General features: G+C 66.0%; 15 protein-coding genes. 13 read left to right on the top strand and 2 right to left on the bottom strand.

Translation table 11 applies throughout. The annotated features are described in order from the left end of the window. Positions 1-490 precede the first annotated feature (490 nt). Complete coding sequence (locus B9N97_RS28570) at positions 491-1,459, top strand: IS5 family transposase (protein ID WP_085091232.1); 969 nt, start codon at positions 491-493, stop codon at positions 1,457-1,459. Between the two features lie 76 nt (positions 1,460-1,535). Then, on the top strand, positions 1,536-2,189 hold the full coding sequence (locus B9N97_RS28575; protein ID WP_085091233.1) for a transposase: 654 nt from the start codon (positions 1,536-1,538) through the stop codon (positions 2,187-2,189). A 3-nt stretch (positions 2,190-2,192) separates the two neighbouring features. On the opposite strand, the gene B9N97_RS28580 is transcribed toward B9N97_RS28575, so the two are convergent. Continuing rightward, the gene (locus B9N97_RS28580; protein ID WP_208621292.1) at positions 2,193-2,996 is read right to left on the bottom strand and encodes an IclR family transcriptional regulator; all 804 of its coding nucleotides are present in this window, start codon (positions 2,994-2,996) and stop codon (positions 2,193-2,195) included. A 493-nt stretch (positions 2,997-3,489) separates the two neighbouring features. Here B9N97_RS28580 and B9N97_RS28585 point away from each other — a divergent pair, with 493 nt between their 5' ends. From B9N97_RS28585 to B9N97_RS28600, 4 genes are all read left to right on the top strand, one after another. Continuing rightward, positions 3,490-4,722 (top strand): ABC transporter substrate-binding protein, encoded by a 1,233-nt coding sequence (locus B9N97_RS28585; protein ID WP_085091235.1) that lies wholly within the window; start codon positions 3,490-3,492, stop codon positions 4,720-4,722. A 96-nt stretch (positions 4,723-4,818) separates the two neighbouring features. Next, positions 4,819-6,339, top strand: coding sequence for an aldehyde dehydrogenase (locus tag B9N97_RS28590; protein WP_143266909.1), 1,521 nt, complete (start codon positions 4,819-4,821; stop codon positions 6,337-6,339). 29 nt (positions 6,340-6,368) lie between these two features. Continuing rightward, a complete protein-coding gene (locus B9N97_RS28595) occupies positions 6,369-7,139 on the top strand; it encodes an SDR family NAD(P)-dependent oxidoreductase (protein WP_085091236.1) in 771 nt (256 codons plus the stop codon). 98 nt (positions 7,140-7,237) lie between these two features. Continuing rightward, entirely contained in the window at positions 7,238-7,453 is a 216-nt protein-coding gene (locus B9N97_RS28600) for a CoA transferase (RefSeq protein WP_085091777.1), read from the top strand. Here B9N97_RS28600 and B9N97_RS28605 read toward each other — a convergent pair. Further along, positions 7,411-8,229, bottom strand: a complete 819-nt coding sequence (locus B9N97_RS28605) for an IS6 family transposase (protein WP_085091237.1) — start codon at positions 8,227-8,229, stop codon at positions 7,411-7,413. The genes B9N97_RS28600 and B9N97_RS28605 overlap by 43 nt on opposite strands. A gap of 90 nt (positions 8,230-8,319) precedes the next feature. Here B9N97_RS28605 and B9N97_RS28610 point away from each other — a divergent pair, with 90 nt between their 5' ends. From B9N97_RS28610 to B9N97_RS28635, 7 genes are all read left to right on the top strand, one after another. Further along, positions 8,320-8,448, top strand: a complete 129-nt coding sequence (locus B9N97_RS28610; protein WP_348520105.1) for a fumarylacetoacetate hydrolase family protein — start codon at positions 8,320-8,322, stop codon at positions 8,446-8,448. A gap of 87 nt (positions 8,449-8,535) precedes the next feature. Continuing rightward, positions 8,536-9,504, top strand: a complete 969-nt coding sequence (locus B9N97_RS28615; protein ID WP_085091238.1) for an IS5 family transposase — start codon at positions 8,536-8,538, stop codon at positions 9,502-9,504. A 414-nt stretch (positions 9,505-9,918) separates the two neighbouring features. Next, positions 9,919-12,405: a TonB-dependent receptor gene (locus B9N97_RS28620; protein WP_085091239.1), complete on the top strand. Its 2,487-nt coding sequence runs from the start codon at positions 9,919-9,921 to the stop codon at positions 12,403-12,405. A 30-nt stretch (positions 12,406-12,435) separates the two neighbouring features. Then, on the top strand, positions 12,436-13,164 hold the full coding sequence (locus B9N97_RS28625) for a DUF4198 domain-containing protein (RefSeq protein WP_085091240.1): 729 nt from the start codon (positions 12,436-12,438) through the stop codon (positions 13,162-13,164). Beyond that, complete coding sequence (locus B9N97_RS35275) at positions 13,161-13,442, top strand: DUF3649 domain-containing protein (RefSeq protein ID WP_143266910.1); 282 nt, start codon at positions 13,161-13,163, stop codon at positions 13,440-13,442. Before B9N97_RS28625 ends, B9N97_RS35275 begins: the two co-directional genes overlap by 4 nt. A gap of 14 nt (positions 13,443-13,456) precedes the next feature. Continuing rightward, positions 13,457-15,112, top strand: a complete 1,656-nt coding sequence (locus tag B9N97_RS28630) for a PepSY-associated TM helix domain-containing protein (RefSeq protein WP_244560981.1) — start codon at positions 13,457-13,459, stop codon at positions 15,110-15,112. Further along, a complete protein-coding gene (locus B9N97_RS28635) occupies positions 15,109-15,396 on the top strand; it encodes a DUF3325 family protein (RefSeq protein WP_085091242.1) in 288 nt (95 codons plus the stop codon). The genes B9N97_RS28630 and B9N97_RS28635 overlap by 4 nt, the downstream gene beginning before the upstream one ends. Positions 15,397-15,517: the final 121 nt, after the last annotated feature.

Consider the following 15,517-nt stretch of genomic DNA (forward strand, 5'->3'; position numbering starts at 1 on the left):
CGGCCGAATGGTTAAGAAGCAGTGATCATTATAGTCATTGTAACCGGACAGGTTGGGATTGCTCGGAACTGTGCTTGAGCGGAGCAGCCGAAGCTCTATAGCTGGCAAGTGCGTTCTTCAGCACCAGACAAACGACTTTTTAATTTTCGCTCCATACTTCAAATATCATCAGAGAGCTTGGTGTGACCTTTAGAAGTACTCAGCAGAACATGGCAAGTTTGTTACGTATATATCACCTTTGGTTGTTTTTCTATCTTGGAATTCCTTCAAACAATTCCATCGAGGTCTCCTGGCTTTGACTGCTCGCCTTCCCGGCAAGGCAAAGCAAGGTTTGGGTTCTGATGGGATGACGCTGACCCGCGCCAACCACGTCATCCACCTTTCGCGGTGGTGGAACCCGACCGTGGAGACGTTGGTGCACAAAGCCCGAGCTGGTGGTGGTCGGGAGGGCGAGCAGGTATAGAGGCGGCCCGCTGACGCCGAGCCCCTGATGCCGTACAAAGCCAACGAGCCGCGCCGCCACAAGATCCCGAAGACCCGTTATCGGGTTTGGAACTGGGCCGCCTACGATGCGGCGCTGCGCCGGCTCGGTGACCTGACGATCTGGATGACGCCGGAGGCGATCGCCGCGTGGACGCCGCCGGCTTCGGGCCGCCGCGGTCGGCGAGCGCGCTACTCGGACGTGGCGATCGAAGCCGGGCTGATGTTGCGCCTGGCGTTCGGCCGGCCGTGGCGGCAGGCCGAGAGTTTGCTGGGTTCGCTCATGCGCCTGCTCGGCCTGGACGTGCCAGTTCCGGATCACACGACATTCTCTCGGCGCAGCGCCAATCTGAGAGTCGCGTCAGCGCTTTCCAGGACGGACGGGCCAGTCAACGTGCTGATCGATTCGACCGGGCTGAAGGTGTTCGGGAGAGGCGAGTGGCACCTGGAAAAGCACGGCGGCCAAGCGCGCCGGAGCTGGAGAAAGCTCCACTTGGCGGTCGATCCCGATACCGGCGAGATCCTCGCCTCGGAGCTGACGGCCACGCAGGACGGCGATGCCTCGTTGGTCGGCCCGCTGCTCGACCAGATCAAGCGCCCGATCGGCACGGTGCTGGCGGACGGCGCCTATGATGGTGAGCCGGTCTACCGCGCCGTCGCCGCCCACACCCCCGACGCCGAGGTGATCATCCCGCCGCGCTCCACCGCGGTGCCGAGCGAGACCGCTACCAACGCACCCAGCCAACGCGACCGCCACATCCGTAGGATTGCCGAGCGTGGCCGGCAAGGCTGGCAGCGGGACGTCCGCTACGGCCGCCGCTCCTTGGGCGAGGTCGCGATGATGCGCTACAAGCAGCTGATCGGGCGCACCCTGCGTGCCCGGACTCTGCCTGCCCAGAAAGTCGAGGCGGCGGTCGGCTGCAAGATCATGAACAGGATGACCAGTCTTGGCATGCCGGCCTCCCGCAAGGTCGCCTGAACGACAACTTTCCAGGGCGGTGTCCGTCAACGCGCAGAGTTCTGCACCAACGTCCTGGTGCGTGTGTTTTTGAGGCATGCAATGGCGCGCCATCGGCCAGCTCTCCGGCATTCCCTTCGGCACCTTGTACACGCTGTTCGCCCGTTGGACACGGCTGGGGCTGTGGCGCCGCTTGCCCGACCGGCTGCGCCGGACGTGGCGGCTGGTCTGCGGCGACACAGAGGAACCGAGCACCGTCGTGATCGACAGCCGGACCTGTCGTTCGGCCCCGAGTTATTTCGCGCGCGGCGTGGACGGGGGTAAGAAGATTCGCGGGGAGAAGATCAGCATCGCCGTCGAGAAGTACAAGATCCCGCTGGCGATCGACGCCACGTCCGCCAACATGCAGGACACCAAGGGCATCGTGCCGGTGCTGCGCCAACTCGCCGGACTCGGGTTCCATGGACCAGCGATTGGCGATCTCGGCTATCGCGGTGAGCGCCTGGCCAAGGCCGGAGCGGCGCTCGGCATCAGCATCCAGCCGATCGCCCGCGGGCGCGACGGCGTGTTCATCCCGACCGAAATTGCCTGGGTCGTCGAGCGCTCCTTCAGCTGGATCAGCCGTTACCGTCGATTGAACACGATTGTCGAGCGGACAAAGGAGCACCTCGTCGCCTTCGTCCAGATCGCCTTCATCTCCATTCTCTCCCGACGCCTGCGCCGGATCGACACCCAAGCCGCCAGCGCGTGACGTCTACGAACAGCTTCTAAGGTTCAGCGCGTCCGCGAAGCGGCGAATTCCCCGTTGAATGATCGCCGCGGTTTCCGGCCGCCGTCCCAGGCATCGGGACACCGGCCCGGCGACGACGATGGATAGCCGGCGCTGACCGATGGGCAGAGGAAGGGACACGCCGGCAAGGTCTGGCTGGAATTCGGCGTTGCTCTGGTGATAGCCGCGCTCTGTCGCCCGGCGAAGCTCCGCCTCCACCGCGTCTATGCTGGTGTAGGTGGTTTCGGAAAAGCGCTCGAACTCCATGCGCCGGTAGAGCGCCTCCCGCTCCGACGAACTGTATTGCGCCAAAATCGCGCGTCCGACCGAACTGGCATACAGTGGAATGCGGTCCCCAACCCTGGTGATATAGCGTATTGCGTGCGACGACTCCACCACGTGGATGAAGATCGAATAGGTTCCCGCCGGGGCTGCGACCGCGGTGGTCTCCCCGGTTTCCCCAGCGATTTCCGCGGCGAGCTGGTGGACGGCCTCGGGCAAGGGTTCGGCGTCCGCGATTGACTGCACCAGGGCCAGCCACCGCGGAGTCGGGTAATAGCCACCGCGCACCCGCGGTTCGTACAGGAAGCCCTTGTCGGCCAGCGTCCCGATCAGGTTGAAGGTACTGGACCGTGGCCAGCCCAGATCGTCGGACATCTCCGCTAGGGTCGCCGGACGCCTGCGCCTGGCGAAATACTCCAAGAGTTCGAGAACATTGGCTGCCTGCTTGACGTGCATTCTGGCCTGCTGTGTCCGCGGCTGGGGAATGGGTGGCGTCGGATGCTTCATGGCCGTCCTCCGGCCAGAAGCGGTTCTGCCGCTTTCAGGCGTGGTTTGTCGATCATTTTTCCATCGATCCTGACGACGCCAAGCCCGAACCGAGCCTGGAAGGCGCCGCGGATCCCGTCCGGCTGCCCCCGCTGATCGGAAAGCGGCTCAGGCCCGTGCATCAGCGTTGCACCCTGTCTGTATATCGGAATTTTAAAATCATATACAAGAATTTTTTGGCTGGCGCGATTGGCCTTCCGGTTTCAATCCCGGCGTGAACGGTTCCCACTCCACATGATCTTTAGTTTATTCAAAGCCGCGACAAAGCTATGAACGCTCCCGCTATCTGGCTGGGTTGCGGAGACTTTGTTGGTTCACACAACAAATTCCTTTCTCAGGACAGAAAGTTCATGTACAAGAAATTCATCAGTGTGAACACGGTGAGCGGCAAAACCAGCCGTTCAGATGCCTCGTCGCAGGCGTACGAACTCAACAAAGCGATTGGGAGGAAACAATGCAGTCATCCCGGCGTGGAGCCACGCTCGCGCTCGCCCTGTCGGTGCTTCTCGGAACCACCGCCGCCGCATCGGCCGCATCCTCGCAGGTGCCGGTCAAGCTTGGCGTGCTCGCGGACATGTCCGGCATCTTCTCCGACATCGGCGGCAAGGGCGCGCTCGAAGCGACGCGCATGGCTGTCGAAGACTTCGAGAAAATGCCGGGCGGCGACGCGCTGAAGGTCGAGGTCGTCTCCGCCGACGCGCTGAACAAGCCCGACATCTCCAGCGGCATCGCGCGCAAATGGTTCGATTCCGACGGCGTGGATGCCGTGGTCGATCTTCCGACCAGCGCCATCTCGCTGGCGATCGCGCCGCTGGTGAAGGAAAAGAACAAGGTGGCGCTGTTCACGGCCGCCGGCACATCCGACCTGACCGGCAAGGCCTGCACGCCGAATTCAGTGCACTGGACCTACGACACCTGGGCGCTCGCCCACGGCACGGCGGATGCCATCGTCAAGCAGGGCGGAAACTCCTGGTTCTTTCTGACGGTCGATTTCGCACTCGGCCACTCGCTGGAGAATGACGCTTCGCGAGTGATCCAGACCGACGGCGGCAAGGTCGTAGGCAGCGTGCGCCATCCGACCGATACCAAGGATTTCTCCTCCTATCTTCTGCAGGCGCAGGGATCGGGTGCGAAGGTGGTCGCCCTGGCCAACGCCGGGGGTGACACCATCACCGCGATCAAGCAGGCGTCCGAGTTCGGTCTGACGGACGGCGGTCAGACCCTGGCCGGCATGCTGCTGTTCCTGTCTGACATCCATTCGCTGGGATTGCAGACCGCACAGGGACTCCAACTCACCACGGGCTTCTACTGGGACGAAAACGAAAAGACTCGTGAGTTCGCCAAGCGCTTCGCCGCCCGCAACGGAGGCCGGTACCCAACCATGAATCATGCAGGCGCCTATTCGGCAACGCTGGCCTACCTCAAGGCCGTTGAAAAGGTCGGATCGCCCAAGGACGGTGCTGCGGTCGTGAAGGCCATGCGCGACGCCGGCACCTTCGACGATCCGCTGTTCGGAAAGACCAGCCTGCGCAAGGACGGCCGCGTCACCCATCCGATGATGCTGGTCCAGGTGAAGAAGCCGTCCGAATCCACGGGACCTTACGACTATTACAAGGTCTTGGCGACGATCCCTGCCGAACAGGCGTTCCATCCGCTGGCCGACAGCGTGTGTCCGCTGGCCAAGTGACGCCGACGGTGCGGGACGGCCTCGCCCGGTCCCGTGACCGAATCGGCTTCCGGCCGCAACCACCGCAACAATCCAACCGCAATACGAGGAGGGGGCATGAGCGCCACCGCCAACGCCCCGGCTTTGCCGCCGGCCGGAAACATCGCCCGATACGACCATCTGTTCATCGGCGGGGACTGGGTCGCCCCGGAGGATGGCGGGGTCATGGAGAGTATCGACCCGTCGCAGGGCACGCCTTGGGCGATGGTCGCCTATGGTGGCAAGCGCGACATCGACAAGGCCGTCGCTGCGGCCCGCGCCGCATTGGACGGTCCCTGGGGCCGCATGCCCGGTCACGAGCGCGCCGCGCTGATGCGCCGCTTCGCCGACTTGTACAAGGAACATGCGCGGACGCTGGCCATTCTGGAGACCCGTGATTCCGGCCGGGCGCTGCGCGAATCCCTGCTCGACGTCGGCGGCCATTGCAACGGATATCATTGGTGGGCGTCGTTGGCCGACAAGCATTCGGGCCGGACGATTCCCTTCGACGACAGCGTCCACGTTTTCACGACGCGTGTTCCGGTCGGTGTTGTCGGTGCCATCACGCCGTGGAACGTGCCGCTGATGGCCGCCGCCTGGAAACTGGGGCCGGCGCTCGCAGCCGGCTGTACCGTGGTGCTGAAACCGGCCGAGCACACCCCCGTCACCTCGCTGGAGCTGGGCAAGCTGTTCGAACTGGCCGGATTTCCACCCGGCGTCGTGAACATCGTCCCCGGATACGGCAGGGATGGAGCGGGCGAGTATCTGGTGGCGCATCCGGGCGTCGATAAAATCGCCTTCACCGGCGAAGGCGCCACGGCAAAGGCGATCCTGCGCACCGGCGCCGAGACGATGAAGCGCTTCACCTTCGAACTCGGCGGCAAGTCTCCGCACATCATCTTCGCCGATGCCGATGTCGAACAGGCCCTGAACGCCGCCACCAATTCCGCCTGGACGCTGTGCGGGCAAAGCTGCGCGCTGGGTTCCCGCGTGCTTGTGCAGCGGCCAGTCTACGACCGCGTGGTCGAGGAGTTCGTTCGTCGTGCCGCCCGTGTGCGTGTCGGCCAGCCGATGGACGAGCGCAACCACATGGGGCCACAGGCTCATGCCGAGCAGTTGGCCAAGACCCTCTCATACATCGACATCGGAACCCAGGAGGGTGCGGAACTGGTCGCCGGCGGCAATCGCCTGAGCGGAGCCGGTCTCGACGGCGGTTATTTCATCCAGCCGACAGTCTTCGCCGGCGTGACCAACGCGATGCGCATCGCCCGGGAGGAGATCTTCGGTCCGGTGGCCGCGCTGATTCCCTTCGACCACGAGGACGAAGCGGTGGCCATCGCCAACGACACCAGCTACGGCCTGACCGCCGGCCTGTGGACGGGCGACGTCGGGCGCGCACACCGTGTGTCCAGCCGCATCCGTGCGGGAATGGTCTGGGTCAACACCTATCGGTTCATCCGCTGGTCCACCCCCTACGGCGGTTTCAAGGCGAGCGGTTGGGGCCGCGAGAACGGGATTGAGGCGCTCGATTCCTATTTGGACACCCGCACCACGGTGGTCAGCACCACCGGCCGCTTCCCCGACGCCTACGCCGTCTGATCCCACATCGTCCGAGGAGAGAAACGAACATGCGTCTTGCCAACAAGCTTGCCGTGGTGACGGCGGCCGCCTCCGGCATGGGCCGCGCCGGTGTCGAACTGTTCCTGCGGGAAGGCGCCCGCGTCGCTGCGATCGACATCAGCGCCGACGGCCTTGCCGCACTTGCCGCGGACATGAAGGCCAAGGGATACGACATCGACATCGTCCGCGCCGACCTGTCGCGACCCGAGGAGGTCCGCCGCTCCATCAACGACGCGGCGGAGTGCCTGGGCGGCGTCGACATCCTGTGGGCCCACGCCGGCACGCCCGGTCCGGCCGGTGTCGAGAACCTCGATCTTGTCGCCTACGAGCACGCCATCTCGCTCAACATCACCTCCGCCACCCTCGCCGCCGGCGAAGTGATCGGTCACATGCGCAAGCGCGGTGGCGGTTCGGTGGTCTTCACCGCCTCGGTGTCGGGGCTGGTGGGCTCCATGTTCAGCCCGGTCTATTCCGCTGCCAAGTTCGCCGTCGTTGGTCTCACCAAGTCGCTAGCCCAACGCTTCGCACTGGACAATGTCCGCGTGAACGTCGTCTGCCCCGGTCTCGCCGATACTCCGATGAAGCTCGGCTTCACCGGTCGCTCGGGGGATCCGGTCGAGGCGGCGGCGAACCAGGAGCGGATGCTGACCGCCGTTCCGATGGGGCGGCTGTGCAAGGCGGAAGAGGCCGCCCACGCCGTTCTGTGGCTGGCATCGGACGACGCGTCCTTCGTAACCGGGGTCGCGCTGCCGGTGGATGGCGGCTTCACCGCCCGCTAAGTCCGGCATTGGCTGCTGGCGGTGAATCGTCCGTCCACCGCCAGCAGCCAATGCCGACGCCACAAGGGGAACACATCGTCAGGGGAAGGATGCACGCCATGGCCGGGCCGCTCGACGGGATAACGGTGATCGACCTCAGCACCGTGATCGCAGGACCATACGCAAGCCAGATGCTGGGGGATTTCGGCGCCAGGATCATCAAGGGGTTGCGTCAGTTCTCGCGCCAACATCGGATTGGAGGTGAGGATTGCCGTGCCGCGAGCGGCCGTGTTTACGCGATGGCAAGCATGTCGCGCAGGGCGGCGATTCTCTGAACATGGATTGCCCGTCGTTGGCCTGCCGGGACGTGCTGCTTGCGCTGCGTCGCCGGCCGTAGAAAGTTGCGCACCTCGTCATAGGCCCGGCAGAACCGGTGTGCACTGGTTGAGGACTTGAAGCCGCGCATCGGGCGCGTGCGGCCCTTCACCCCGCGGTGATCCTGCTCCAAATGGTTGTTTTTGTACTTCGACATGCGATGCTCGACGTTGTCTCCGAACACCTCCTCGAGGGCCGGCGGGTAGCTGGCGTGCTTGTCGGTGGTGATGGTCTCCGGGATGACGCCCGTCACCTCAATGGCCGAGCCGAAGAACGCCTCGGCGGCAGCCTGGTCGCGGCTGGCGCTGAGATAGACGTCGACCAAGTTGCCGCCGCTGTCAATGGCGCGGTACAGATACTGCCACCGCCCGCTAACCTTCAGATAAGTTTCATCCACGTACCAGCTGCGGCCGATCTTGCCCCTGCGTCGCTGGCGCAGGGCATGGGTGAGCAACGGCGCCAGCTTGGTCTCCCAGTCGCGTACCGCCTCGTGCGAGAAGACCAAGCCGCGCAGGAGCAGGATTTCGGCGAGATCGCGCAAGCTCAGCTTGAACCGGAGGCGCCACAGCACGATTAGGAAGACGATGTCGGAAGGCAACTGCAGCCGGTTCAGCAGCGAGCCGGTGCGCTCGTTGAAACCGCGCCCACACTCCTGGCAGCGGAAGCGGCGGTAGCCGTGGGCCGTCCGATCCGAACGCTCCGTCGTCGCGGTCGAAGAGCAGTGTGGACAGTGCATCGGTCACCTCCGGAATGGTGGTGATCCTCTACGTCAACCCTGTGCCGTCAAACAAGCTGGCGCGAAGGCTGGCAGAACCCCCTTTACCACCTGCAACCGGGCGATCTGATCTACACAGGCACCCCGGAGGGTGTCGGCCCCGTCAAGCCCGGTAGCCGGATCGAAGGCTCGATAAGCCAAGTCGGCACCATCTCGCTGAGCATCGGCGAACCAACCTGAAGGGCGTTGGTGCAAAAAGGACCGGAGTGGTGGCGGCCGGGAGGGCGAGCGGGTAAAGGATCGGCCTCCGCTGAAGCCGAGACCCCGATGCCGTACAAGGCCAACGAGCCCCGCCGCGCCAAGATCCCGAAGGCCCGGTACCGTGTGGAGAACTGGGCGGCCTACGACGCGGCGCTGCGTCGGCGCGGCGATCTGACCATCTGGGTGACACCGGAGGCGATCGCCGCCTGGACGCCACCCGACACGGGACGGCGTGGCCGGCCGGCGCGCTACTCCGACGTCGCCATCGAGACCGGGCTGATGCTGCGCCTGGCGTTCGGTCGGCCGTGGCGACAGACCGAGGGTTTGCTGGGCTCGCTCATGCGCCTGCTCGGCCTGGACCTGCCGGTCCCGGATCACACGACCTTCTCCCGGCACAGCGCCGATCTGGCAGTCGCGACGGCGCTGGCCAGGACGGATGGGCCGGTCACCGTGGCCATCGACTCCACCGGGCTGAAGGTGTTCGGCAAAGGCGAATGGCACCTGCAGAAACACGGCGGCCCGCCGCGCCGGAGTTGGAGGAAGCTCCATCTGGCGGTCGATCCCGACACGGGCGAGGTCCTTGCCTCGGAGTTGACGGGCAACGCGGAGGGCGACGCTTCACTGGTCGGCCCGTTGCTCGGCCAGATCACCCGCCCGATCGATGCGGTCATCGCCGACGGTGCGTACGACGGCGAGCCAACCTACCGGACCGTTGCGGCGCATGCGCCGAACGCCGACGTCATCATCCCGCCGCGTGCCACCGCGGTGGTGAGCGACACCGCCGAGACCGCCCCCAGCCAACGCGACCGCCATATCCAGGTGATCGCTGATCGTGGTCGGCTGGGTTGGCAGCGGGCCGTCCAGTACGGCAGAAGATCGTTGGTCGAGGTGGCGATGCTCAGGTACAAGGTCCTCATCGGACGCAGCCTGCGCGCCCGGACTCTGCCCGCACAAAAAGCCGAGGCCCGGGCCGCCTGCGCCGTCATCAATCGGATGACCAGCCTCGGCATGCCGACCTCCCGGAAGGTCGCCTGAATTCCATCGCCTCCGGGCAAAAACCGTCCTCAGGCCGAGTTCTGCACCAAAGTCTGTCGCAACGGTTCCCGAGGCGCGGCTGAGCCGCTGAACGCGTGTTGTGCATGATGGTCGCGATTACCCGACCGGCAGATAGAGCCGGATCGACTTGCGTCATGCGTCGCCAAGTCCGGAAGTCTGCTGCACCACCGGCAAGGTGGCGCGAAACCCGCCGGCAGCATCACGGAAATGACGGCCGGGAAAGCTCGCTGTTGCAATGAACGAAATTCGCTGCTTATAGTGCGAATTATTCGCATTATCGATGCGAATAATTATTAATCGCTTATATAGACCGACGGTCGACCGGCTTGGGGGGAACTGCGCCGGCCGCCGACGTGGTGTAGTGAAACATCGTTTGGCAGGGGAGCCGACAGCATGAAACGAGTTCGCGGCAAGGCCGCCGTCCGCCACACAATCAATGCATGTGGAGGCCGATCAGCCGCGGCTGACATCCGCAAATCCGGTCTGCGACCCGCCGCCGTCGCGGCCGGGCTGGCCGCCGCGGTCCTGGCGGGCGGTGCATTCCTTGCGCCTGCGGCCCATGCCCAGGCGACGGCGGACACCGTAAACGCCAACATTCCCGCCGGTCCGCTGGACGAGGCGCTGATCCGGTTCGCCGCGCAGGCGGGCGTGACGGTCCAGGCCGATCCGGCGATCGTCCGGGGCAAAACCTCGCCCAGCCTGAAGGGCGCCACCACGGTGGAAGACGGCTTCCGCCGCCTGCTGGCGGGCAGCGGTTACGGGATCGCTCGCACGTCGTCCGGCTATGCCCTTGTCGCGCAGAGCGCTGCGGCTCCGGCCTCACCGTCGGATAGCACAACCCTTCCGGCCCTGCAGGTGACCGCCAATTCCGGGATGATGCCCGGCGGCTTGGCGGAGCCCTATGCCGGCGGGCAGGTGGCGCGGGGCGGATCGGTGGGCCTGCTGGGCAGCCGCGACGTCATGGACACGCCCTTCAGCACGGTCAACTACACGTCGGAGCTGATCGAGAACCAGCAGGCGCGCACCGCGGCCGACACGCTGATCAACGACGCCTCCGTCCGGCTCACCACCGGCAGCAACGGCTTCGACGACACCTTCCAGATCCGCGGCTATGCGGTCGGGGCGGGCGACGTCGGCTTCAACGGCATGTTCGGGCTGGTGTCGTCCAACCGCGTGCCGGCGCAGATCGTCGAGCGGATCGAGCTGCTGAAGGGTCCGGGCGCGCTGGCCAACGGCATCGCTCCCGGCGGCAGCATCGGCGGCGGCATCAACATCCTCGCCAAGCGGGCCGGCGACCAGCCGCTCACCCGAGTCACCACCACCTACATGAGCGACGCCAACCTGACCGCCCATGTGGATGTCGGCCGCCGGTTCGGCGAGAACAAGGAATGGGGCGTCCGCTTCAACGGCCTGATGCGCAACGGCGAGGCGTCGGTCGACGGCGGCAACCTGCGCTCCGGCCTGGGCTCCCTGGCAGTCGATTACCGCGGCGAGCGCCTGCGCTGGTCGATGGACGCCATCAGCCAGCGCGACGATACCGACAATTTCCGTCCGCAGATCAGCCTGCTGTCCACCACCACCGCCATCCCCTCGCCGCCCGACGCGCGCAGCAACTGGTATCCGGGCACGACCCTGGTCCAGAAGGACGTCACCGTCGCCTCCAACGTCGAGGTGGACCTGACCGACAGCCTGACCGCCTATGCCGGCATCGGCTACCGCAAGGGCGAGAACGACCAGACCTTCCCCAGTTCGACCGCCGCGGTGAACGCGCTGGGCAACTTCACGGTCCGCAACGCCTATTACGATTCCTACTCGCGCACGGTCACCGGCACCGCGGGCGCCCGCTGGCGGTTCGAGACCGGCCCGGTCCATCACTCGCTGAATGTCGGCTACACCGGCTTCAAGCGCGACGAGGGCAACGCCTACATCCAGTCGGCCGGCTCCGTCCTGTCGAACATCTACAACCCGTCGGCGCTGCCGGCCATCACCGCGGCCCGCACCTCGGCGCGCAAGTCGACGGAAACCACGCTGACCAGCTTCGCGCTAGCCGACACGCTGTCGGTGCTGGACGACCGGGTGATGCTGACGCTGGGCGTCCGCCGGCAGAAGGTCCATGTCGACAGCTTCAGCACCACGACCGGCCTGCAGACCGGCACCTACGACGCCAGCGCAACCTCGCCGCTGGCGGGCTTCGTGGTCAAGCCGCTGTCCAACGTCTCGGTCTACGCGAATTATGCCGAGGGGCTGACGCGCGGCACCGTGGTCGGCGCCGGCTATGCCAACACCGGCGCAGTGCTGGCCCCCTACAAGTCGAATCAGTACGAAGCCGGGGTCAAGGTCGACTGGGGTTCGATCACCACCACGGCGGCGGTCTTCCAACTGACCAAGCCGAACTCGATTCGCAACGCCGCCAACGAGCTTGCCTATGACGGCGAGCAGCGCAACCGCGGCCTGGAGCTGTCGGTCTATGGCGAAATCCTGCCCGGCCTGCGCGGCATGGCCAGCGCCGCCTTTATGGACCCGAAGCTGACGCGCACCGCCACCGCCGCGGTACAGGGCAACGACGCCGCCGGCGTGCCGGACAAGACGTTCTCGGCCGGGCTGGATTGGGAAACGCCGTGGGTCGAGGGCCTCGCCCTCAACGGGCGGGTAATCTACACCTCCGGCTCCTACCTGACCGACGCCAACACCCTGCGTTTCGACGGCTGGACCCGCTTCGACATCGGCGCGCGCTATGCCGCCACCATCGTCGGGACGCCGGTCACCTTCCGCGCCAATGTCGAGAACCTGTTCGACAAGGACTACTGGCTGACCACCGGCACCTACGTGACCGTCGGTGCGCCGCGCACGGTGCTGCTGTCCGCCTCCGCCGATTTCTGATCCCCCAATCCCTGATCCAGTGGATTAGCCATGAACAGACTGTCCATCGCCATCGTCGCCCTGCTGGGGCTCGCGGCGCCCGCCAACGCCCACCAGATCTGGATCGAACAGCCCGAGGGCCAGAACGCGGTGATCCGCTTCGGCGAGTTCGGCGAGAACCTGCGCGAGGCGTCTCCCGGCCTGCTCGACAAGTTCGTCAAGCCGGCCGGCACGCTAGTCTCCGCCAAGGGGGAGCGGGCGTCGGAAGCGGCCAAGTCCGCCACCGGCTTCACCCTGCCCTTCAAGGCCGGCGAGGGCGAGAGCATCGTCGCCGACGACCCGCTCTATCCGCTCTATCCCGGCAAGGAGAACGGAAAGGAGAGCGCCAACTGGTACCACCCGTCGGCGCGCCTGATCACCGGCTTCAAGGAGCAGCAGCCGAAGCTGGCCCTGGATCTGGTGCCCGCCGGCCAGCCGGGCCGCTTCAAGCTGTTCTTCAAGGGGCAGCCCAAGGCGAAGACCAAGGTGTCGCTGGTGACCCAGTCCGGCTGGGCCAAGGAGGCCTACACCGACGACCAGGGGCTCGTCAGCTTCGACCTGCCGTGGAAGGGCACCTATGTGGCCGAGGTCAGCCTCACCGACCGCACCCCTGGCGAGCGTCCGGGCGCCAACGGCACGGAGCGCTATGACGCCGTGAGCTATGCCACCACGGTGACCTACGTCCATGGCGACGGTCTGGCGCCGCTTCCCGCCGGTCCGGCGGCAGCGCCGCACCAATGACCCCGCTGGTCGACCGCGTCCGCCGCGTCGGGCCGCTCTGCTCGCGCATCGTCGCCGCCCTGTTCGGCGGCTATGCGCTGGCGGCGCTCGGCAGCGTGGCGGCGCTGGCCCTGCCGATGAGCAAACCGCAGGCCGTGCTCACCGGCATGCTGGCGAGCTTCGCCATCTATGCAGGCGCGGTGGTCTGGGTTTTCGCGGCGCGCAGCGCCCTGCGGGCCTGGGCTGGGCTGCTGGCGGCGGCAGTGCCGCTGCTGACGGCTGCGTGGTCGATCTGGTAAGGGGGAGAGAGCCCGTGAAGACGGACACCATAAAAACGGACAAGGCGCAGCGTCCCGCCGGGCGCGGCATCCGCCAGAGCATGTCGGGCCTGCACATCTGGGCCGGCCTGCTGATGGGCTGGATCTTGTACGCCATGTTCCTGACGGGGACGGTGTCCTACTTCAAGGACGAGCTGTCGCAATGGATGCGGCCGGAACTGTCCCATCAGGCGGAGTTGCCCGACCCCGCCCTGGTGGCCCAGCGCATCGCCGACGAACTGGCCGTAATCGCGCCCGGCAGCCCGCAATGGAGCATGCGCCTGCCGGATGCGCGCACCAACAGCGTCTACGCCTTCTGGCGCTTGGCGCCCGGGGAGGCGGGGGCGGGAGCCGGTCGGCGCGCCTTCGGAGAGGCGGCGTTCGATCCCGCCACCGGCGGCAAGGTGACCGCGCGAGACACGCTGGGCGGCGACTTCTTCTACCGCTTCCATTTCCAGTTCCACTACATGCCGGCGCTGTGGGGACGGTGGATTGCCGGGGCGGCGGCGATGTTCATGCTGGTCGCCATCGTCAGCGGCGTCATCACCCACAAGAAGATTTTCGTCGATTTCTTCACCTTCCGCGGCGGCAAGGGGCAGCGGTCGTGGCTCGACGCCCACAATGCGCTGTCGGTGTTCGGCATGCCCTTCCACTTCATGATCACCTACACCGGGCTGGTCACGCTGATGGCGCTCTACATGCCCTGGGGCGAGCAGTTGGCGATCAAGACGCAGGCCGAGCGCCAGCAACTGACTGCCGAACTGAACGCCTTCATCCAGCCGGGCAAGCCCAGCGGGCAGGCGGTACCGCTGGCCCCTGTCGCGGCGATGGTACGGCAGGCTCAGGATCGCTGGGGCAGCGACACTATCGGCCGGGTCACCGCCACCAATCCCGGCGATTCCACCGCCCGCGTGGCCGTGGCGCGCGGCGAGTCCGGCCGCGTTTCCATGAGCCCGCAATACATGCTGTTCGACGGCACGACCGGCCGGCTGCTGGAGATTCGCGAGGGCGTCGGCTCGGCGGCGGAGACGCGCGGCGTGCTCTATGCCCTGCATCTGGGGCGGTTCAGCGACGGAGTGACACGCTGGCTGTATTTCCTCGTCAGCCTGATGGGCACGGCCATGGTCGGCACGGGGTTGGTGATGTGGACGGTGAAGCGGCGGCAGAAGCTGGCCGATCCCGAGCTGCCCCATATCGGCTTCCGCATCGTGGAGCGGTTGAACATCGCCAGCATCGCCGGGCTGTCGGTCGCCATGCCGGCATTCCTGTGGGGCAACCGGCTGCTGCCGGCAGGGATTGCGGACCGCGCGGCCTGGGAAATCCATCTGTTCTTCGCGGTCTGGGTGTTGACGCTGGCGCACGCGGTGCTGCGTCCGGCCAAGGCGGCCTGGATCGAGCAGTTGTGGGCGGCGACGGCGCTGCTGGCGCTGCTGCCGATGCTGAATGCCATCACAACCAACCGGCCGCTGTGGCACAGCGTGGGTCAGGCCGACTTGGTGTTCATCGGCATGGACCTGATGTGCTGGGCGCTGGCCGTGCTCCATGCGGTGCTGGCGGTACGCACCGCCCGACATCGGCCGAAGCCGCAGACCACCGCCGCGAAGGGGCGGGTCGGCGTCATCGGCGGCGTACCGGAAGAGGGACGAACATGATGCACCTTCTGTCTATCGCCCTGTGTCTTGCCGCCTTCGCGGCGCTGGCTCTGGGGATGGAGCGCCAGCAATACGACCTGTTCGGGCGACGACTGAAGCCGGCCGTGACGCGCGCCCTCCGCGTGATGGGAGCCAGCGCCTTGCTGTTGGCGCTGGGGCTGCTGGTGAATTGGCAGGGCTGGGGGCTTAGCCTCGTCATGTTCAGCGGCCACACCAGCTTGGCCGCGGGCGTCGTGTTTTGCGCGGTCATCGGCTTTCGGACGGCGGCGGCCTCGTCCTCTTGAGCAGCCAGCAGGCTCCGGGCACAGAGCATCCCGCCGCCCCGCCAGGTCCCGACACCCAAACTAACAGGGCGATATTGGCCGGTACCGCGATCAGAAGCCCCATCTTGACCAGGAATACCGG

This window comes from Azospirillum oryzae, from assembly GCF_900177515.1.
In the GTDB taxonomy this organism is placed as follows: Bacteria; Pseudomonadota; Alphaproteobacteria; order Azospirillales; family Azospirillaceae; genus Azospirillum; species Azospirillum oryzae_A.